General features: G+C 51.2%; 17 protein-coding genes and 1 tRNA gene. 13 read left to right on the top strand and 5 right to left on the bottom strand.

The window, feature by feature from the left end; translation table 11 throughout:
* The first annotated feature begins 171 nt into the window (after positions 1–171).
* Positions 172–693, top strand: coding sequence for a DUF421 domain-containing protein (locus tag H142_RS0113225; RefSeq protein ID WP_026148063.1), 522 nt, complete (start codon positions 172–174; stop codon positions 691–693).
* 51 nt (positions 694–744) lie between these two features.
* Here the strand turns inward: H142_RS0113225 and H142_RS0113220 are convergent, their stop codons facing one another.
* On the bottom strand, positions 745–948 hold the full coding sequence (locus H142_RS0113220; RefSeq protein WP_017932630.1) for a CsbD family protein: 204 nt from the start codon (positions 946–948) through the stop codon (positions 745–747).
* A gap of 165 nt (positions 949–1,113) precedes the next feature.
* Positions 1,114–1,197, bottom strand: a tRNA-Leu gene (locus tag H142_RS0113215).
* Positions 1,198–1,520: 323 nt separating this feature from the next.
* On the opposite strand from H142_RS0113215, the gene H142_RS0113210 reads away from it, so the two are divergent.
* The gene (locus H142_RS0113210; protein WP_156812036.1) at positions 1,521–2,810 is read left to right on the top strand and encodes a hypothetical protein; all 1,290 of its coding nucleotides are present in this window, start codon (positions 1,521–1,523) and stop codon (positions 2,808–2,810) included.
* A gap of 58 nt (positions 2,811–2,868) precedes the next feature.
* Here H142_RS0113210 and H142_RS0113205 read toward each other — a convergent pair whose 3' ends face one another.
* Together H142_RS0113205 and H142_RS15855 are read right to left on the bottom strand one after the other, a co-directional pair.
* Positions 2,869–3,678: a hypothetical protein gene (locus H142_RS0113205; protein WP_017932628.1), complete on the bottom strand. Its 810-nt coding sequence runs from the start codon at positions 3,676–3,678 to the stop codon at positions 2,869–2,871.
* 284 nt (positions 3,679–3,962) lie between these two features.
* Positions 3,963–5,315 (bottom strand): TadE/TadG family type IV pilus assembly protein, encoded by a 1,353-nt coding sequence (locus H142_RS15855; RefSeq protein WP_083899045.1) that lies wholly within the window; start codon positions 5,313–5,315, stop codon positions 3,963–3,965.
* Between the two features lie 242 nt (positions 5,316–5,557).
* On the opposite strand from H142_RS15855, the gene H142_RS0113190 reads away from it, so the two are divergent.
* From H142_RS0113190 to H142_RS0113170, 5 genes are read left to right on the top strand one after another with little or no spacing between them, the layout of a single operon-like run.
* Positions 5,558–7,351, top strand: a complete 1,794-nt coding sequence (locus H142_RS0113190; protein ID WP_017932625.1) for a long-chain-acyl-CoA synthetase — start codon at positions 5,558–5,560, stop codon at positions 7,349–7,351.
* Positions 7,348–7,908 (top strand): DUF924 family protein, encoded by a 561-nt coding sequence (locus tag H142_RS0113185; protein WP_017932624.1) that lies wholly within the window; start codon positions 7,348–7,350, stop codon positions 7,906–7,908. Before H142_RS0113190 ends, H142_RS0113185 begins: the two co-directional genes overlap by 4 nt.
* Positions 7,905–8,828, top strand: coding sequence for an alpha/beta hydrolase (locus tag H142_RS15850; RefSeq protein ID WP_017932623.1), 924 nt, complete (start codon positions 7,905–7,907; stop codon positions 8,826–8,828). The genes H142_RS0113185 and H142_RS15850 overlap by 4 nt, the downstream gene beginning before the upstream one ends.
* Positions 8,821–9,456, top strand: coding sequence for a glutathione S-transferase family protein (locus tag H142_RS0113175; RefSeq protein WP_017932622.1), 636 nt, complete (start codon positions 8,821–8,823; stop codon positions 9,454–9,456). The genes H142_RS15850 and H142_RS0113175 overlap by 8 nt, the downstream gene beginning before the upstream one ends.
* Positions 9,456–10,805: a protein adenylyltransferase SelO family protein gene (locus tag H142_RS0113170; protein WP_017932621.1), complete on the top strand. Its 1,350-nt coding sequence runs from the start codon at positions 9,456–9,458 to the stop codon at positions 10,803–10,805. Before H142_RS0113175 ends, H142_RS0113170 begins: the two co-directional genes overlap by 1 nt.
* Positions 10,806–10,862: 57 nt before the next feature.
* Here H142_RS0113170 and H142_RS0113165 read toward each other — a convergent pair whose 3' ends face one another.
* Positions 10,863–11,294 carry an Lrp/AsnC family transcriptional regulator gene (locus tag H142_RS0113165; RefSeq protein ID WP_017932620.1) on the bottom strand — a complete coding sequence of 144 codons (432 nt, stop codon included), beginning with the start codon at positions 11,292–11,294 and terminating at the stop codon, positions 10,863–10,865.
* A gap of 132 nt (positions 11,295–11,426) precedes the next feature.
* Between H142_RS0113165 and H142_RS0113160 the strand changes: the two genes are divergently transcribed.
* The 6 genes from H142_RS0113160 (at position 11,427) to H142_RS16550 (ending at position 19,549) form a co-directional block, all read left to right on the top strand.
* Entirely contained in the window at positions 11,427–12,629 is a 1,203-nt protein-coding gene (locus tag H142_RS0113160; RefSeq protein ID WP_017932619.1) for an aspartate aminotransferase family protein, read from the top strand.
* Positions 12,629–13,681, top strand: coding sequence for an arginine N-succinyltransferase (locus H142_RS15845; protein WP_017932618.1), 1,053 nt, complete (start codon positions 12,629–12,631; stop codon positions 13,679–13,681). Before H142_RS0113160 ends, H142_RS15845 begins: the two co-directional genes overlap by 1 nt.
* A complete protein-coding gene (locus tag H142_RS0113150; RefSeq protein ID WP_017932617.1) occupies positions 13,674–15,803 on the top strand; it encodes a thiamine pyrophosphate-dependent enzyme in 2,130 nt (709 codons plus the stop codon). Before H142_RS15845 ends, H142_RS0113150 begins: the two co-directional genes overlap by 8 nt.
* Positions 15,800–16,828, top strand: a complete 1,029-nt coding sequence (locus tag H142_RS0113145; protein ID WP_017932616.1) for an ACP S-malonyltransferase — start codon at positions 15,800–15,802, stop codon at positions 16,826–16,828. Before H142_RS0113150 ends, H142_RS0113145 begins: the two co-directional genes overlap by 4 nt.
* Positions 16,829–16,846: 18 nt before the next feature.
* Entirely contained in the window at positions 16,847–18,037 is a 1,191-nt protein-coding gene (locus H142_RS0113140) for an acyl-CoA dehydrogenase (protein ID WP_017932615.1), read from the top strand.
* Positions 18,038–18,175: 138 nt separating this feature from the next.
* Positions 18,176–19,549, top strand: coding sequence for an ATP-binding protein (locus H142_RS16550; RefSeq protein ID WP_017932614.1), 1,374 nt, complete (start codon positions 18,176–18,178; stop codon positions 19,547–19,549).
* Positions 19,550–19,583: the final 34 nt, after the last annotated feature.

Here is a 19,583-nt window from a genome sequence, read left to right as displayed (position 1 = left end):
CCTTCAACACATTCTATCTGACCACACTATATGACCACATGAGTATTTTTATAACGTATGCGCGCGCCTCAAAAGTTTTCACACTATGATTGGAGATCTAATATGTTACGGGAATGCTGAGCATGTTAAGGTAAAAATTCTTATTATTTAACACTGAAAGTCCTAGATTATATGTTTTTTGAAAACCTTCCTGACTTTGACCTTCTAGCGCGAAGTATAATACTTGGCCCGGCTGGACTGATATGGGTGGTAATTATAGTGCGCATAATCGGTCTGCGTACATTTTCTAAAATGACCGCTTTCGATTTTATCTCAACTGTTGCGACCGGCTCATTGCTTGCCAATGCAGCAAGTGCAACTGATTGGCCAGCCTTCATCCAAGCGATTTTAGCTATGGCCGCAATATTAGCGTTGCAATGGTTGATAGCCAGATTGAAACGTGACTTTCCTGCGCTCTCAAAGGCTATCGAGAATGAACCGCTCATTTTGGTCGATAAGGGAATGTGGAATGAAAAAGCGCTAAATAGCGCGCGCATTGCTGATAATGATGTGTGGGCAAAACTGCGTGAAGCTAATGTCTTCAAACTCGATAATCTCCAAACCGTTGTTTTAGAAACTACAGGTGATATTTCTGTTCTTCCTGGTGATTCATTAGATCGCGAAGTGCTGACAGGAGCCAAAATCAAACCGTAAAAATAGCCGCCCGCATGACGGGCGACTGTTTACCATACCGTAGGGTAAAGATTATTTTTTGCGTGATTTTTCAAACTCTTTGATTTCACGCTCGGCTTCGTCTTTGGTTTTACCGTATTTTTCTTGTATTTTACCTGCAAGTTTTTTGCGGTTACCTTCAATCCGGTCAAGCTCATCATTGGTAAGCTTGCCCCATTGGATTTGGACGTCACCTTTGAGCTGTTTCCAATTTCCTTCAATTATATCGCTATTCATTAGAGTCTCCTTTTTGATGAATTCGTCTGTAAAATAAACGAATAAGTTTTTTAAAAGTTCCGATGAGGCGGCTTTTGTTAAGGATACAGACTGCTTTGGATTTCTTTGAGAGGGACATGGCCCTACCGAGTGCAACCAACACCCGACAGATCTTTGAATTCATTATGGTACGGGTGGTCGGACTCGAACCGACACTCCAGAGGAACTGGATTTTGAATCCAGCGCGTCTACCAATTCCGCCACACCCGCATAGTGCCCGCATTTCATCTTGGGATGAAATGCAACGAAGCGCCGGGACGGCAAGCCGTCCCGGTTTACTCATTTCCCAATGGGAAATGTAGCAATGCGCTATCTTGCGCAAGCGCGCTGTTAGCGCCGTGCCTACAGCTATGCAAGCAGCTTATCACAATACAGCTGAATTCGGTGTCATAAGGCCAATTTGCCATCGTGACAGTTAGGCTGAGCCTCTCGGCGCTCAAACTATGAACACCATATGAATGCCGCCTTCAGTTTGCTCTCACTGTGCCTAAACTATATAGTGTTTAAGTATTATAGGAGCCGTTATGTCCCGCATGTCAAAATTTACACTTATGTCCGGAACGGTGTTGATTGTTGGCGCTTGCGTAACGCCTATTAATGAACGCGCCCCGGATGAGATTGCGCAGCGCAGTTTTCCGGTTATTGACAGCTATACCGGCCTCGGCCAATTGCGCGCTCCGTCCATTAAACAGGGCGGATGGGCGCGCGGAACAACGGCGACAGCTTATCTTCAAACTGCAGAGCCTTATCAAGACCGTGACGGCGGCGCGTGGCTTGATATTGGACTGATTTACGAAACTCCGACGGCTAACCCGGCTGAAATGCGGGTCTATAACCGTGCCCGCTGGGCTGGCGGTGAGCCCGTCTTGCTGGCTGATTTCTCGGCAACCGTTCTATCCTGCGAAGACCGCGTTCAGGATGTCTCCCCTAATTATGGCAGCGGCTATTACGGCGGTGGAAATTATGGCGGCCGGGACGATGGCAGATATGGTGGCCGTGGCCACAGACGCGGACGCGGCGGGGACCGCCGTGATAGAGACCATGATGACGACGACCACGATGATGATGATGACCGTGATCCGGGTACGGATGACGATACAGGAACGGGCGGCGTAATTGTTGACCGGCCGCGCCGGCCGCGCCGCCGAGACCCCGGCACTTATACTCCGGATGTCCCTGAAAATGGACCCCAGCCTAAACCGACTATTTACCGTCGCCCGGTTGGTGATGTGGGCGGTACTCCGCCGCCGCGCAGACGCCCGGGCCGCCGCGCTGCGCCTGCTCCCAAAGTATCGACTCCTGTGAGCCGTCCGGATCCTGCGCCCGTGAGCCGTCCTGCGCCCGCGCCGAAACCCGCCGCGCGCCCTAGGCCCAAAAAGCCTGTGGTTAGCCGGCGTAAGACCGAAGATCTGAAAGGCATGCATTTCCAAGACCCTAATCTTGCGACGACTGCCAGCGCGCAAAAAGCGGGAGATATATCCAGTCACCGTAGACGCGGAGCTGGCTCTGTCTCTGTGAATTATCGCGGTTATAACCGCGGGAATTATCCGCGCCGCTATTATGGCGGAGGATATTGGAATGATTATGGCCCGACCGATTATGTTGTAACGTCGTCATGCCGTCGCCGCGAGGATATGCGCATTTATGTGCCACGCGATGTGATGCAGCGCGCTCAGGGCGGGCAGGGACTGCTCTTGCTTCTGCGCGGACAAAATGGCGGTGAACGTGAAGTGCGCCTCTCGCCAAATTACATTACCGGATTTTCAATGGCTAGAAACCGTTACGAATACGGCCCGAAACAGGTGAGTGTCCTAGATCAGTAGAGTGACCCGTCTCGAGGCGGTCCAGGCTATTATTTAAGATATGACGGCCCATCACTTATTATGTCACAAAATTGGACATAGGCTGCGATTTGGACTGTTTCTTAATCGCTTGATAATGATGGATTATGAACAACATTACCGTGAGGGCGAGCACAAATTCCGCATATTCTTCTAATAATTCATGTTGCAGAAGTGTTGCCGCGCTCAGCGTGACCACCAGCCCGATATTGCTGCCTCGAAGCCATTTTCCACCACTTTCAAGAAGTCCTTTCAGTCCGTTCTTAAGGTCAGAATCAGTGTTATTTGATTTGCCGAAGAAGAAAAAGGCTACAGTAGACAGGCCGATTATAGTGAACCCCATGATGTAATATAATATATCATAAATACGCGGATTTACCACATTATGAATATTGGTCTCATTTTGGCGGTTAATTTCAGCCATTACTTCTGGAGTGTTCCAGCGGAAAACCCATTGGCCCCAACTTAGCTCTTCTCCGGCAACAATAAAACTTGCAACAGCCAGCCCGAGGAACACATAACGTTGAAGACCTCTTGCCTTTAGAGCAACTATAATAGCAAAATAGGACGCGCCAATAAGACACAAAACGGTGCCCCACTCAAACAAACCGCGATCAATAGCTTCCGAGCTGTATAACCAAGCCAGGGATTCACCTGACTTATTATGTAATGCACTCAGGCCTGCGAAAACGGCGAGTAAAGCACCTGCTATAGCCGGAAATATGACCGCTTTATCTATGCCGTTTTTCATGAAACGGGAATATATTTGATATAGTATCAAAATAGCTGAAATTAGGCCTGCCGTTCCAAATGCGAATAATTGTAATGGATCGCTAATACTCACATTCATAGTCCCTCTCAAAAAATATAAAGCTCACGAATCTTGCCGGATTAATTAAACAGCAGACTTAATATTTAACTTCTGGCGATGTACACATTGCGCCATTTTACTTGCGCGTTATTGCTCTCATTTCAAAAATAGGGCTTTACCTGAAAATAGTGTTTTTCCAGTTAAATTTGGACTTTAACAATTTCAGGGAGCTCGGCTTGCGGAACTGACACGGGTCTAGGGCGTCGGTTTTATAACTTCGGATGAGACTTTGGCGATTCAGGTTTTACCAAAATGCATTTTTCTTAATCGACCAATCTCGGAGAAAAATGCTCCGACAGCAATTCCTTCGGGATTTTCAAATCTGTCCTATCAGGGTAATATTCGAACCCCCACTGACTATATCCGTGAAAATCTATTGAATCCGCGATGACCGATGTGAACGGTGACGGCGCCTTGTCCCAATATTTCGAGAACTCGTCCGCAGGTCGACTCCAACGTATTTGTAAATGCTGTTTTGGCGCATAAATAATACCCTCAAATCGCAGAAACTGCTTAGCAATAATATTGCTGTCTTCGGATTTGGATCCATTAGTGTCCTTGACGTAGAATATGAATGAAGGGGCAGGACCGTCTCGGTACGCTTTCAAATCTATTTCTTGAGCTTCCAGTTGAATGCTGGCATCCGTACCCGTGACGATAAATGTGACGCCATCAGCGTGTGAATGTTTGTCTTTTTTTACCTTTATGGATGAGTCAGACTTAATTTCTAATGGGCCATTGAGTATTCTGTAGACTCCGGGTTTAAACTCGACCTTATCACCTTCAACACTTAATCCACCGCAATATGTACCGGGGTGGACAGTCGCCTTGTTGTCCGTTCCTGAACCAGAAATTTCTGCGCCGGTAAAATTACAGACACCCGTACCCGGCAGCGCGTAGTTGAGGAATGGGTCGCCTAAGGCCTTGCAATCTGCTTCAGGGGCAGGACTGATACCTTCCATGGATGATCCATCGGATCCGACAAAGCAATTTGTGCCCGAGGAATAGGTTCCTGCTTTTAATAATGCCGCACTTGGTGACCTTGAATCGACCTGCGTTAGGCATCTGTTGGCATATAATGAAGTCCCTGTGAAGATGTCGCTCCCGCGGGGTTTGCTGTTAAATATTAATGTAGATTGATCATATGTATTCAAAGCGTGAACGCATCGCATATCATTTCCCGAAACGTAAGATGATGCTATTGACGTTACCGTCGGCGAAATCGTGTGCCGCCCAATGATGCCCAGAAACATCGTGTCATAGGTGGAGCGAACACTGACAATAACATTACCGTCAGCAGAAAAGTCGACAGTGGCAAGCTCAATATTTCTTGCGGTATTTGGCGACAAATTGACATTTAGTGCCGCCAATGCATCAGCTCTGCGTTGATCTTGTGTGCCTGTTTTGACCGCTCCGGTAAGAGCTGCGGTGTCAGAAGCGTTTTGTAGCTTCTGACGCATGCTCGAGACATTGGACATATCTACCGCTCCTCCTGTCGCCATAACGAGGACGAGCAGAGATGTTGCGGCTATCGGAGCGATTGAGCCTGACCGGCATGTTAAAAATTTCGACGACAGTACGTTGAGTACATGCGATTTTTTCGTGATCTTTACCATATTTATGGGCCTTAAAACGAACAGAAGTGGATATGATTATAAAAGTAAGACGTTAAAACAATGGCTCTATTTGTGACGCGCTGGGCTGATGAATGATAAAAATGCTAACGTGGTAAAAATAGAGTAAATTGAATTTATCCTATATCCGCGCAACATAAAAACTATGACATTTGATACCGATTTTTTATTGACCCCTGCCACGCCCCGCCTATCTTGCGTTAAAACGTATAGAGGTGAAAAGCATGGGTCTTCTGTCCACAATCAAACGCGAATACCGCTATATTAGCGATCTGCTGCGTATGCTCAGCTATGTTAAAGACGTGGATCCAAACTCCGAGCGGCTGCTCCCTGATGATATTGAAAACAGCGTTGATGAATTTGGGCCCAATCTGGCTTTTATCGAAGACGCGCGCATCTGGACCTATGACGCTTTTGACGCCTACGCCAATCAGGTGGCCCATTGGGCGGTCGATGCCGGGCTAACGCGCGGCGATTGCGTCGCCATCTTTGTGCGTAACCGGCTCGAATATGTCGCATTGTGGTATGGTCTGACCAAGGTCGGGATCATTCCCGCGCTGCTCAATTACCAACTCGCCAGTAAGGCGCTGCAGCACTGCGTGACGATATCAGAGGCTAAATATCTAATTGTTGATCATGAAATGAGCGAGGCTTATTTCGGGGCCAAAGCCGATATTGCGGACAGTATTATAGCGCTGTCGGCTTTTGGGCCTGTGAAGGGTCTGGACAGTTTTGACGCCATGATCGCGGCGCAATCTGCTGAGCGGCCGGACCGCAAATATCGCGCGGGCATAAAAGCCGGAGAGCAGCTTTTAAAAATGTTTACATCCGGCACGACGGGCCTGCCTAAAGCGGCCAAAGTCTCTCATGTGCGCGGACAGAATTACATGCGTGGATTTGCGGCCGGTGCCAAATGCGGTCCTGAGGATCGCATGATGATGGTACTGCCCATGTATCACGCGACCGGCGGGCTGTGCGGTGTGGGCTGCGCGCTGATGAAGGGAGGCGCAGTTATTGTACGGCCCAAATTTTCAGCCAGCAAATTCTGGGAAGAATGCACGGAATATGGCGCGACGCTTTTTATGTATGTCGGAGAGCTATGCCGATTTTTACTCTCAGCCCCGCCGCATCCTATGGAGCGCTCGCATAATATTCGTTTTATCATCGGAAACGGCCTACGCCCTGAAGTCTGGCCCGGATTTGTCAGCCGCTTTAATATCCCGAATGTGATCGAGTTTTACGGCGCGACCGAAGGCAATGTCAGCCTGATTAATGTGCGCGGACGCGTCGGCGCGATTGGCCGCGTCCCGGGATATCTGAAACATAAATTCAATATTGATGTGATCGAATATGATGTTGATAGCGGACGTAATGTGCGCGGGCGGGACGGGCTGGCCGTGCGGACCAAACCCGGCGTAGTCGGCGAAATGATCGGCGAGATCAAAGAGGACGAAGCGCGGTTTCGCTTCGATGGATATGAAAACCGCGCCGCGACTGAAAAGAAAATCCTGCGCGGTGTATTCAAACCCGGCGATAAATGGTTTCGTACCGGTGATCTGGTGCGCCGGGACAAAGACGGCTATTTCTACTTTGTCGACCGCGTTGGCGATACCTATCGCTGGAAGGCGGAAAATGTCGCAACCAATGAAGTGGCGGGCGTTCTGTCGGGCTTCCCCGGTATTGTGCAGGCTAATGTCTACGGCGTCGCTGTGCCCGGTCATGACGGGCGCGCGGGCATGGCCTCAATCGTGACGGATAAAGACATCGATTTGGCCGCGCTATATGCCCATGTCACCGCAGAGCTGCCGCATTATGCGCGCCCCGTCTTCCTGCGTTTGCAACAAGAGACCGACACGACCAGTACATTTAAGTTCAAAAAAACCGATCTGGTTAAAGCGGGGTTTGATCACGCTAAAATCTCTGATCCGCTGTATTATGCGCCGCCCAGGGGCGATACATATGAGCCGCTATCCGCGCAGACCGTGACGGATATTGAAAATGGAGAGGTGCGTTTGTGAGCGTCACCCCGAATGATATTTTGACGTTATGGTTTGATGAGTCGGGACCGAAAAAATGGTTTGCGCAATCAGATGCCTTTGACGCTGAAATTCGCGACAGGTTTGAAGATACAGCAATAGATGCGGCGCTGCAGGCCACTAAATTTCCCGCGCACCCTTGGGAAGAAAGTGCAGACAGCGCGCTGGCGCTCATCATCATGCTCGACCAGTTTCCGCGCAATATGTATCGTGGGACCAAGGCCATGTTTGCGTGGGACGCGCTGGCTCTGGCCATAGCAAAGCGCGGCGTGGCCCAGAATTTTGACATGAAAACGGACCAATCGCGCCGCGCTTTTTTCTACATGCCCTATATGCATAGCGAAATTATGGCCGATCAGGATGAATGCGTGCGTCTTATCGAGCGCGGGCTGGACAATGAAAATACGCTCCACCATGCCCGCGCTCACCGCAAGCTGATCGCGCAGTTTGGACGGTTTCCGCATCGTAACATTGTTCTGGGGCGGGAAAATACACCGCAAGAACGCAGCTTTTTGAAGAGTGGGGGATATACGCCGTGAGCCTGATAGATGATATGCGCGCGCAACTCTCCCAGTTTCGCGAGACAGATGACAAATTCGGCCTTGTGCATGCGCGCATTTCGCGCCTGACCTATAAATTTGAAACGCCCGGCCCCAATATGCAGACGGTGCGCGAAATTACATTGCCGCATAACGAATATGATATTCCCGCGCGGCTTTACACGCCCCATGGTGCGGATGAAGTCGGGCCGCTGCATGTTTATTTCCACGGCGGGGGATTTGTCACCTGCAACCTCGACAGCCATGACGGTATTTGCCGGCGCATTGCGCTGTCTTCAGGGCACCGCGTATTGTCAGTTGATTACCGCCTTGCGCCGCAATACGCCTTTCCGGCCGCAACCGATGATGCCGAACGTTCTCTTGTTTGGGCTATGTCACAAAGCGGGGACGCTTACGGTATAGACGGGACGCAGCTTACAATTGGCGGGGACAGCGCGGGCGGCAATTTGGCGGCCTATCTGGCGCAGAAATACCGGCAGGATTTATCCGCGCAGGTTCTATTCTACCCGCTTATGCAGCTGTCTGAAAAACGCCCGCATATTGTCGGCTGGCAGGACAGGCTAGAGCTTGGCGCGGTCGCGCTCACCTATATCGAGAAGTCTTATGTTTGCGGGGCTGATGTCCATGATACGCGCCTGTCGCCCATGTTTGAATCCAACCTTCGCGGCCTTCCGCCGACCTATATTTTGACATGCGGACTTGATCCATTACGTGAAGAGGGCCGCGCCTATGCGGATCGCTTAAGATTGTCGGGCGTGTCAGTGCAGTATCACCATGAAAAATCCATGCCGCACGGTTTTCTAAATTTCACCCGCGCCTTTCCACCAGGCCGTAAAATTCCCGTCGATGTTGGAGAGTTTCTTCGCAGACAAATGTTACAGAAAGACAGTCATGCTTAAAGTCTACGCCAATCCGTTTTCGTCTCCGTCCAATAAAGTGCGCTACGCCGTTAGCGCGCTTGAACTGGAACATGAATTTCATAATGTGAACCTTCAAACGGGCGAGCAGCGCAGCGCCGCTTTCGTCGCGGTCAATCCGATGAGCAAAGTCCCGGTCATCCAAGACGGCGAATTTACCCTCACGGAATCCGACGCAATTTTACGTTATCTTGCGACGAAACATAACTCTGATCTGTTTCCCAAAGACCTTGAGGCGCGGGCCAATGTCGATCGCTGGATTACCTTTGCCAGTCAGCATGTCGGTCAAGCTATGGGCCGCGTGTTTTTCAACCGCGTGGTCTGTAAATTCCTCGGTGAAGAGCCGGATAAAAAATCGCTCGCCTTTGGTCTGCGCCTGCTCGGTACGGACTGCGCGCACTTAAATAAAATTTTGGAGACCCGCGACTATATTGCAGCAGATGCGTTCTCGCTCGCCGATATTTCGACCATTGCTGCGCTTGACCCGGCGGAGTTGGCACAGGTCGATTTGTCAGAATTTACTGCGCTAACCGCGTGGCGCAAGCGTATTATGGCGATGGATTTTTACCAAAATGTTCATAGCCATTTCGGCTCTGAAATGGGCATGTAGTGCAATATACACCCAACGTTAAAATCACAGAGCTGGGCGATGCGTTTTATGACGTTGTTAGCCCGGCTGATTTCCCTAAACATATATTGCGATATCGCGATAACCGCGCCGCGAAAACGGTGGGACTGGAGGGGCTGTCGGATAAGCAGTGGAAAGACCATTTCGGCTGGTTCACGCCGCTGGATGATAACATTAAACAGCCGCTGGCGCTGCGTTATCACGGTCATCAATTTCGCCATTATAATCCCGATATTGGTGACGGGCGCGGATTTCTATTTGCGCAATTAAGAGACGATCAAGGGCGGCTTTTAGACCTTGGCACCAAAGGCTCCGGTACGACGCCGCATTCGCGCAGCGGTGATGGCCGCCTGACTTTGCAAGGCGGGGTGCGCGAAGTTCTGGCCACGCGCTATCTTGAAAGCCTTGGCGTGAATACGTCGCGGACATTCTCTCTGATAGAGACAGGCGAAGAGCTAACGCGCGGCGATGAGCCGTCACCGACGCGCTCTTGCGTCATGACGCGGCTGTCGCATGGCCATATAAGATTCGGCACATTCCAGCGCCAATATTTTGAGAATAGCAAAGATAATCTAGCGGTTTTGTCGGACTATTGCCTGCGCCATTATTATCCCGACGCGGAAGATAAAACGCCTGCGGGACTGCTGCGTGAAGCGGCCAAAAGCAGCGCTAATATGGTTGGAAGCTGGATGGCGGCGGGCTTTGTTCATGGCGTGATGAATACTGATAATATGAATATTACGGGCGAGAGTTTCGATTATGGCCCCTATCGGTTTTTGCCCCATATGCAGGCGGATTTCACGGCTGCTTATTTTGACCACGGCAAATTATATGCCTTCGCGCGACAGCCTGAAGCGATGTATTGGAACCTTGCGCAACTGGCGCAATGCCTGTCTTTAACTGACGAAGAAGACCGCTTGATGGAGGCGCTGCAAAGCTTCCAAAGTGAGTATCAAATGGCCGTCACGCGCCACATGTTTCGGCGTCTGGGCATAGAGCCAAGCGGTCATTTAGAACGCGACACTGTGTTCACGCTCAAAACATTTGAAATGTTGGAGAACAGCCGCGCCAGCTGGCCACAATTCTTCCATGATGCGTTTGGGCAGGGCGAGGCTAACTCGCACAGCGTCAATCTCGACCACTATAAAACCGACGCCTACACAACGTGGCGCACTGTGTTTGATAGTTACACTCCAATGGCCAAACCCGAGACGGGCGATTTCCTTAAAGCGCTGATTTATGAGCAGATCGGCGCGCTCTGGAAAGAGATCGCAGAGCATGATGACTGGACAGCCTTCTTTGCAAAGCTAGCCAGTTTTGATGTGAGGTAGTGCCCTGCTACCGTCACCCTCTGGTCAAGCCAGAGGGTGCGGGCGAAAGGTTTGGCTTCACCGCTTCAACCTTGTACTCAAAATCACACTCGATACTGTCCGCTCTACGCCGGTGATTTCGATAATATCATCAATGACGGCGTCGAGTTCGCGTACGGATAATGCCGCCACTTCACAGATTAAATCATAGGGTCCGGAGACGGAGTAGATGGCGCGCACGCCCTGCATCTTGGTCATGACAGTGATGATTTCATTGGTCATGCGCGGCTCAACCGTGATCGAGACATGGGCTTTGATCTCTTGATCCATATAGGCGGAAGAGAGCTGCACGGTGTAGCCTTCGATCACGCCTGTGTCTTCGAGACGCTCCAAGCGTTTTTGCACGGTGGAGCGCGATAAGCCGAGTTTAGAAGCCAGCTCCGTCGTCGTCGCCCGCGCATTTTCGCGAAGTAAATTTAAAACGGCTTTGTCTTTGTCGCCAATACGCATAGTCATACCTTACTGATTTGCCGATTTGACTTTCAATCGGTCATTTCGGAAAAAGATATACACGATATTGCGCATAAAACAGCTTCTATTTGATAAAAAATACTGTTTAATTGCAGCAACAAGGAGATAACTATGAGTACACGCGAAAATCTGTTTCCAACATATGCACCGCCGCCGATCAATTTTGTCAAAGGCGAGGGCGTCTGGCTGACAGATGACCGCGGTGATAAATATCTCGACTTTATCTCGGGCATTAGTGTCAATACGCTGGGCCATGCCCATCCTGACCTCGTTAAAGCGCTAACCGTACAGGCGAATAAATTATGGCATTTGTCCAATATGTTCGACGTTCCGGGGCAGCAGGAGCTGGCTGATAAATATTGTTCAGCATCATTTGCCGACCGCGTGTTTTTTGCCAATAGCGGATCAGAAGCGGTTGAGCTGACGTTGAAAACAGCGCGGCGTTATCATTATGATCGCGGCGACGAAAAACGCATTAAAATTATCGGCTTTGACGGCTCTTTTCATGGCCGCACCTACGCCGCCGTGAACGCTTCGGGCAATCCCAAATATCTTAAAGGCTTCGGCCCGCGCCTCCCCGGTTATGTGCAATTGCCCTTTGGTGATCATGACGCGCTGCAGGTGGAAATGGACGACACTGTTGCCGCCGTAATTATTGAGCCTGTACAGGGCGAGGGCGGCCTTCGCCCGGTTCCCGGACAATGTCTGCAGGGCCTTCGCAAATTATGCGACGAGCACGGTGCGCTGCTGATTTATGATGAAGTGCAATGCGGCGCAGGCCGTACCGGCAAATTATTCGCCCATCAATGGTTTGAAAATGCGCAGCCTGATCTAATAGCCTGCGCCAAAGGCGTTGGCGGCGGCTTCCCGCTGGGCTTTACTATGGCGACGGAGGCCGTTGGCAAAGTCATGGTCCCCGGCACACATGGCAGCACATATGGCGGCAATGCATTGGCTATGGCTGTTGGCCTCGCTGTGTTCGAATATCTCGGCGATCCTGAATTTTACAAGCATTTAAATTCGGTTGCGGCGGAATTTGAAGCGGGCCTTGAGAACATGGCGCAGCAAAAATATCCTGACATGATCGAAGGCGTTCGCGGAAAAGGCCTTCTTATCGGGCTAAAGCTGAAAGTTCCGAATATGGACGTTCGCACAATCGCGCGGGATGACCATCACTTCTTAATCGGTACAGCCGGCGATAATGTTATCCGTATGGCCCCGGCGCTGAACGTCACGCATGACGAATGCAAACAGGCGCTGACCAAGCTTGATGACGTGTTCGCCCAAATGAAAAGCGCGGCTAAAACCGGATAATGGCTAACCTGCCTCTCTATATGCTGCGGCCGGTCTCGGCCGCAGATATTGACGGGCTTTACGATCTTGCCTGCTCGGCGCAGGGCGGGCTGTCCAGTCTGCAGCCGGATCGCGACTATCTGGCAAAATATATACAAATGTCAGTCGATAGTTTTGCCTCTGTCGGCGGGCCGTCAGATATGTCCATAACGCGTAAATATTTCCTTGGCCTGCATCATGTAGAGAGCGGAGAGTTGATTGGATGCGCGGCGGTGAAAACCAATATCGGCGCGTCGGGCGAGCCGCCCTTTATTAATTTTGATATTTCGCCGGACGGACAGTTTTTATCGGCGTCCGACCGTTTTGCCGGCGCAACAGAAGTCGGCTCTTTATATTTAAAACGCGAACATCGCGCGGGCGGACTGGGGCGTTATCTGGCCAAGGCGCGTTACCTGATGATCGCAGCGCAGCCCGACATGTTTTCCCGCACAATCGTTGCGGAGCTTCGCGGTGTTAGTCACAATAATAAAGCGCCGTTTTACGACGCGGTCTTTGCGGCCAAATTCGGGTGCAGTTTTCTTGAAGCCGATGCCCAATTTGCCTCATTAGAAGCACGCGCTCTGGCGCTGGTTAGCCCCGATAAGCCTGTGCGTATAGACAGTCTTTCCGCAGAAGCGCGGCGCGTTATGGGGCAGGCTCATCCGTCCGGTGCCGGCGCGCTGAAACTCCTTCATGATGAAGGCTTTTGTGACAGCCATACGGTTGATTTATTTGACGGCGGACCTGTGGTGGCTGCATGGCGTCACAAGATAACCACGATATTGGAAAGCCGCGAAACCCTCGCTGATATTGGCGACGTTGACGAAACCGCGCCCTTGCGCCTTGTTGCGGCGGGGGATCTGCAAAACTTTCGCGTCGCCATTACGCCTGCCCATCGCAAACGCCGTTATCTTTATTTACCGGAGCGTGCTTATAAAGAGCTTGGATTGAGACCGGGTGATAAAGTGCAAAGCTGGCGTCGTTCGGCTGCTGCTGCGCCCGTCCAAGTATCAGAAAGTCTTGCCCGTGTTTAACCGTGCCGATGCCGTTGATACTGCTTTTTCTGAGCGCCTGAAATCCGGTAAATTACCTGTAATAGGTACATCCGATATGCCTGCATATATGGTGGCCGATCTGTTCGAAACTATGCTGATGAACCGGCATCTCGATTTGCTGGCGCGGCGCAGTAAGGGCGAAACCTTTTATTCTATTGGTAGTAGCGGTCATGAGGTAATGGCTTCGGTTGCTGCTGCGGCACGCCGCGATGATATGGCGTTTTTGCATTACCGTGACGCTAATTTCTGCATTCAGCGCCGCCGCCATATCCCGGGCGCGGGCGCGCTTTACGACATGCTGTTGTCCTTCGTGGCGAGTAGCGAAGACCCGGTGTCAGGCGGACGGCACAAAGTGCTCGGCGGGCTGGACATATTTGTCCCTCCGCAGACCAGCACGATTGCCAGCCACCTTCCTAAAGCCATGGGTATGGCCCACGCCGTCGGGATTACTAAGCCGCTGGGCCATGACGGGGTTGTCCCTCATGACAGCGTCGTGCTGTGCAGTTTTGGCGATGCGAGCGCAAACCACTCAACGGCGCAGGGCGCAATTAACGCTGCTGCATGGGCCGCCTATCAGGGCAGCCCAATGCCGATTGTCTATATCTGTGAAGATAATGGCGTCGGGATTAGCGTTGATACGCCGGATGGGTGGATTGCGACGAGCTATAAAAACCGTCCCGGTCTGGATTATATTTATGCCGATGGCCGTGATCCTGTCAGTGCCTTTAATACGATTAGCGCCGCCATTGCGCAGTGCCGCCGGAGCCGCCGGCCTGTCTTTTTGCATCTGTCAACTGTGCGTCTGATGGGCCACGCCGGCGCAGATATTGAAACGGCATACCGTAATCTTGCGCAGATTGAAGCGTTAGAGGCGACCGACCCGCTCATCACCATGGCCGCGCATCTTATTAAGTCTGGCCACAATGCTGATGGTATTCTTGCCCAGTATGAGGCGATGCGCGACCGTGTAGAGCGCGCCGCAAAGCGGGCGTTTAAGGCTCCCAAACTGTCCGGTTACGACGCTATTGCCGCGCCGATTATCCCCCCGAAAGCGTTTCACCGCGAGCCTATGCCGTCCGTGAAATTGCCCAAGGCAAAGTCCGGAAAGCTCACGCTGGCAGCGTCTCTCAATCAGGCGCTTATGGACGTCATGGCGACCTATCCGCAGGCGCTGATTTTTGGTGAAGATGTCGGTAAAAAAGGCGGCGTTTACGGCATCACCAAAGGCGTTCAAAAACAGTTCGGCCCGCGCCGCGTTTTCGATACGCTTCTGGATGAGCAAACAATATTTGGCACTGCCATCGGCGTTGGGCATCAGGATTTTCTGCCCGTTCCTGAAATTCAATTCCTCGCTTATCTTCATAATGCGCTAGACCAAATCCGCGGTGAGGCGAGTACATTATCGTTTTTCTCCAAGGGTCAATTTACCAACCCCATGGTCGTGCGAATTGCCGGACTGGCTTATCAACGCGGCTTTGGCGGGCATTTTCATAATGATAATTCTATTACAGCGTTACGCGATATTCCGGGGGTGATTACGGTGTGCCCGTCCAGCGCCGCTGACGCGCCCGCACTACTGCGCGAAGCGCTGCGTCTGGCTCATGAAGAACGGCGCGTCGTCATTTTTGTTGAGCCGATTGCGCTATATCAGGCCGCTGATATTGAAGAGAGTGACGGCGCGTGGACGTCTGAATTTGACCGTAAAAACAAAATTAAATTCGGCGATATTGGCCAGCACGAAAACGGTAAAGAGCTCGCCATTCTGACCTATGGAAACGGCTATTATCTATCCCATCAAGCCGCTAAAAACATCAAAGCGAAACACCGCATTATTGATTTGCGCTGGTTGTCCCCCTTGCCAATGGAAGCCATTTTGAAAGCCGTTAAGGGCTGCAAGAATATCCTAATTGTCGATGAGTGCCGCGAAACAGGATCGCTGTCCGAAGAGCTGATGAGCAAATTAATCGAAGCAGGTGTAAATGCCAATATTGAGCGCCACTGCGCGGGCGATAGCTTTATCGCGCTAGGCACGGCAGCCTACGATACATTGCCGAGCGCAGAGACGATTGCGGCGGCAGCAAATAAGCTGGCGACGTTATGAGCCAAAAACAAACAGCCGTCGTAATTTGTCCCGGACGCGGCACATATGGCGCAGGCGAGCTTGGATACTTAAAGAAACATCACGGCGATAAACCCGCAATTTTATCGGCTGTTGATACGGGCCGCGCAGACGATCAAATCCGTATTGCTGACCTTGACAGTCAGAGCACGTTTAAGGCTGACCTTCACCTGCCCGGTGATAATGCCAGCGCGCTCATCTATGGCTGCGCGCTTGGGGATTTCCAATCTATTGATCGGGACCGCTTCGATATTGTCGGTGTGACCGGAAACTCGCTGGGCTGGTATATGGCGCTAGCTTGCGCAGGCGCCGTGTCGCTGGATGACGGCGCTCGCATCGTCAATACAACGGGCCGCCTCATGCATGAGCGCGCGACAGGCGGGCAGGTGGTTTTTCCCGTTGTTGATGAGGATTGGAATGCCAGCGCCGAGAATATTGCCCAAGTCAAAGCGGCGCTCGGTAGCGGAAAAGGCGAAATCAGCGCGTCGATAAAACTGGGTGGCATGATGGTGTTTGCCGCTGATGAGGCGGGGCTCAATCACCTGATGACAACCCTACCCAAGATGGGCGTTTTCCCGATGCGGCTGCCGTACCATGGGGCGTTTCATAGCGAAGCTATGAGCCCGATTGCGGAGGCCGCGCGGCAGGTTTTAAAGCCTGATGTGTTCAGCCAGCCTGCTATCCCCATGATCGACGGACGCGGGGCGATATACACTCCCGGCGCAGTCTATATTGACGCGCTATATGATTATACATTCGGTCACCAGATCACCCAGACTTATGATTTTACCCGCGCCATAGAAATCTGCGCCCAAGAATTTGCGCCTGATGTTTATATCGTTCTTGGTCCGGGGACGACGCTGGGCGCGCCCGTCGCGCAGAGCCTGATCGGGCTGGGCTGGGACGGATTATCAGGAAAAGAAAACTTCAAGGCGCGGCAAAATGCCGACCCGATAGTGCTGTCTATGGGCCTGCCCAGCCAACGTAAATTTGCTATAAAAGAATAAGATTTAAAGGAGCCAACTATGGCTAAGACAAACCCTGACGCGCCGAAATATAATTGGGAAGACCCGTTATTTTTGGAAAACGCCCTGTCCGAAGAAGAGCGCATGATCCGTGATGCCGCCCGGGGATATTGCCGCGACAAGCTGCTCCCGCGCGTTGTCTCCGCCTATGACGAAGAGCGTTTTGACCGCGAAATATTTAATGAAATGGGAGAGCTTGGCTTGCTTGGCGCTATGGTCGACGAAGCCTATGGCGGCGGCAATGGCAGCCACGTGGCCTACGGCCTTATTGCGCGAGAAGTTGAAGCTATCGACAGCGGATACCGCTCTATGATGAGCGTACAAAGCAGTCTTGTCATGTATCCGATTGAAGCTTTTGGTAGCGAAGCGCAGAAGCAAAAATACCTTCCTAAACTCGCGACAGGTGAATGGATCGGCTGTTTCGGCCTAACCGAATCTGATGGCGGGTCCGATCCGGGAGCAATGCGCACAACAGCTAAAAAAGTGGACGGCGGATATGTTCTCAACGGCTCGAAAATGTGGATTACAAATTCACCGGTTGCCGATGTGGCCGTTGTTTGGGGCAAGCTGGACGGTGAAATCCGCGGCTTTATTTTAGAGCGCGGAATGGACGGTTTCACCACGCCGGAGATTAAAGGCAAATTATCATTGCGCGCCTCCATTACAGGCGAGCTGGCTTTTGCGGATGTGTTCGTGCCCGAAGAGAATTTGATGCCCAATGTTAAAGGTCTTCGCGGGCCGTTTAGCTGTCTTAACAAGGCGCGTTACGGCATTAGCTGGGGCGCGATTGGCGCGGCGGAGTTTTGTTGGCATGCCTCGCGCGATTACGCGATGGAGCGGATTGTCTTTGGCAAGCCGATCGCGGCAACGCAGCTTGTGCAGAAAAAACTTGCCGATATGCAAACGGAAATTGCCCTGGGCCTGCAAGGCTCGCTCGCTCTGGGCCGCGCCTTGGACGAAGGTGCATGGGCACCGGAGAGTATTAGTCTGATGAAGCGTAATAATTGTGGTAAGGCGTTAGCGATCGCCCGCGAAGCGCGTGATATTCACGGAGGAAACGGGATATCTGGAGAGTATCACGTTATCCGCCACGCGATGAACCTGGAGACTGTCAACACCTATGAAGGCACCCATGATGTTCACGCTCTTATACTGGGCCGGAGTATTACCGGTATCCAGGCATTCTTTTAATTCATATTCTTCGTACATTGGCTATAAAAGTGTAAGCTACTGAATCGCAAAAACGAGTTTTTAACGGCTTACTAACGCTGTGAGTATATAGCGCTTCCCTAAGATGACGTCGTATTATGGGGCAGGGCGATTACCTTTTTGAACCGCTATCGCGCGTTTTTGCGCTTGGACAACGCAGCACCAGCGAGCGAAAAGCTGCGTTTTGGCGCGATCATTTTGGTCGGTTATGCCTCTATCGCAACGCAAGTTGTCAACCAGGGCGTAATGTATCTGACTTATGGCAGGTTTAATTCGATGCACGTCATTTCACTTATGGCGTGTTTAGTTTTGTTCGTTCTTTTAAATTCCGTCCGCTATATCAAATCTCATTATTTTTACGCTGTCGCTTATTCATGTGTTCTTTTTGCATCTGTTTTAGCAACGTCATTTTCCTCCGATAGCCTTGATATGGCCGGGGGCATTAATACGGCACTTGTTCCGATTTTACTTATGGGCGTAACGCTTATTGCGCTTATTAGTAATTGGAAATCAACTTATTTTTACGGGCTGGTCGCGGTTCCTTTAGTGTGGTTTTTGTTCAGTTATTCTATGTCCAATCCGGCGGGTTGGGATACGGCGGGCGTCGATTATGGCTCGTTATTTTTTCAGCGTGCCTTTCAAATGACATTGGCCTTGGTTTTAGCGACAGCCTTGGCCGCCTATCTTAGTAAACGTGTTTTTGAGCAACTGGACGGTCTGGAAGAAAATGCTTGCCAAGCGCGCGAGGCCGAGATTATTACCGCGCGCTATCTGGCCAATATGAGTCATGAGATTCGCACGCCGCTCAACGGAATAATCGGCATGTCAGGGCTTCTGGTTCAGTCAGATCTCAGCCCGACGCAGACGAAATATGCCTGCGTTGTTAGGGATTGTTCGGAAGGGCTGCTGACAATTATAAATGATGTTTTGGATTTATCCAAAATCGATGCGGGAAAGCTTTCACTTTATCCGGAGACTTTTGACATTCGCCATTTGGTAAAAAACCTTGCAGAGCTGAACAGCGTAAATGCGCGAAAAACAGGGTTGCAGCTTAAGGTTAAAATTGATGACAATATTCCGCAATTTTTGGTTGGGGATAAAGGGCGCTTACGTCAAGTCATTCAGAATTTAGTCAACAACGCGATTAAGTTTACCGAAACGGGTGGTATTTATATTTTCTTGCGCGGGGAGGAAATGGGGCCGGGTCGATTCGCGTTGCGGGTTTACATTCGCGATACAGGTATAGGCATTGCGTCTGCTGACATACCGCGTGTGTTCGAACGCTTCGAGCAGGATGGCGGCGCGTCAAATATAGGCGGCACCGGACTTGGACTCTCTATTTGTAAGGAATTAGTTGGGGAAATGGGGGGGCAAATTAAGGCCGATAGCCGTGTCGGCAAAGGTACGGTTTTCGCGTTTAGAGTAACTTTGCCTATTGCTGCGGAGCTCGAAGAAGACCTTACAGCAGTGATCAAATCCCGCAGCGCAGCTTAGCCCTGACCACGTGCAAAGGGCTCTATAACCGCTC

The organism is Robiginitomaculum antarcticum DSM 21748 (assembly GCF_000365025.1).
Taxonomy (GTDB): Bacteria; Pseudomonadota; Alphaproteobacteria; order Caulobacterales; family Maricaulaceae; genus Robiginitomaculum; species Robiginitomaculum antarcticum.
The sequence above is the reverse complement of the archived record's forward strand: the minus strand, read 5'-3'. Positions and strand labels throughout refer to the sequence as shown.

Bases quoted from the DNA above. Each gene is read 5' to 3' on its own strand.
- H142_RS0113175 (WP_017932622.1), top strand. From the start codon at position 8,821: ATGCTTAAAGTCTACGCCAATCCGTTTTCGTCTCCGTCCAATAAAGTG.
- H142_RS0113190 (WP_017932625.1), top strand. From the start codon at position 5,558: ATGGGTCTTCTGTCCACAATCAAACGCGAATACCGCTATATTAGCGAT.
- H142_RS0113140 (WP_017932615.1), top strand. From the start codon at position 16,847: ATGGCTAAGACAAACCCTGACGCGCCGAAATATAATTGGGAAGACCCG.
- H142_RS15855 (WP_083899045.1), bottom strand. From the start codon at position 5,315: ATGGTAAAGATCACGAAAAAATCGCATGTACTCAACGTACTGTCGTCG.
- H142_RS0113220 (WP_017932630.1), bottom strand. From the start codon at position 948: ATGAATAGCGATATAATTGAAGGAAATTGGAAACAGCTCAAAGGTGAC.
- H142_RS0113205 (WP_017932628.1), bottom strand. From the start codon at position 3,678: ATGAATGTGAGTATTAGCGATCCATTACAATTATTCGCATTTGGAACG.
- H142_RS0113145 (WP_017932616.1), top strand. From the start codon at position 15,800: ATGAGCCAAAAACAAACAGCCGTCGTAATTTGTCCCGGACGCGGCACA.
- H142_RS0113225 (WP_026148063.1), top strand. From the start codon at position 172: ATGTTTTTTGAAAACCTTCCTGACTTTGACCTTCTAGCGCGAAGTATA.
- H142_RS0113210 (WP_156812036.1), top strand. From the start codon at position 1,521: ATGTCAAAATTTACACTTATGTCCGGAACGGTGTTGATTGTTGGCGCT.
- H142_RS15845 (WP_017932618.1), top strand. From the start codon at position 12,629: ATGGCTAACCTGCCTCTCTATATGCTGCGGCCGGTCTCGGCCGCAGAT.
- H142_RS0113165 (WP_017932620.1), bottom strand. From the start codon at position 11,294: ATGCGTATTGGCGACAAAGACAAAGCCGTTTTAAATTTACTTCGCGAA.
- H142_RS0113160 (WP_017932619.1), top strand. From the start codon at position 11,427: ATGAGTACACGCGAAAATCTGTTTCCAACATATGCACCGCCGCCGATC.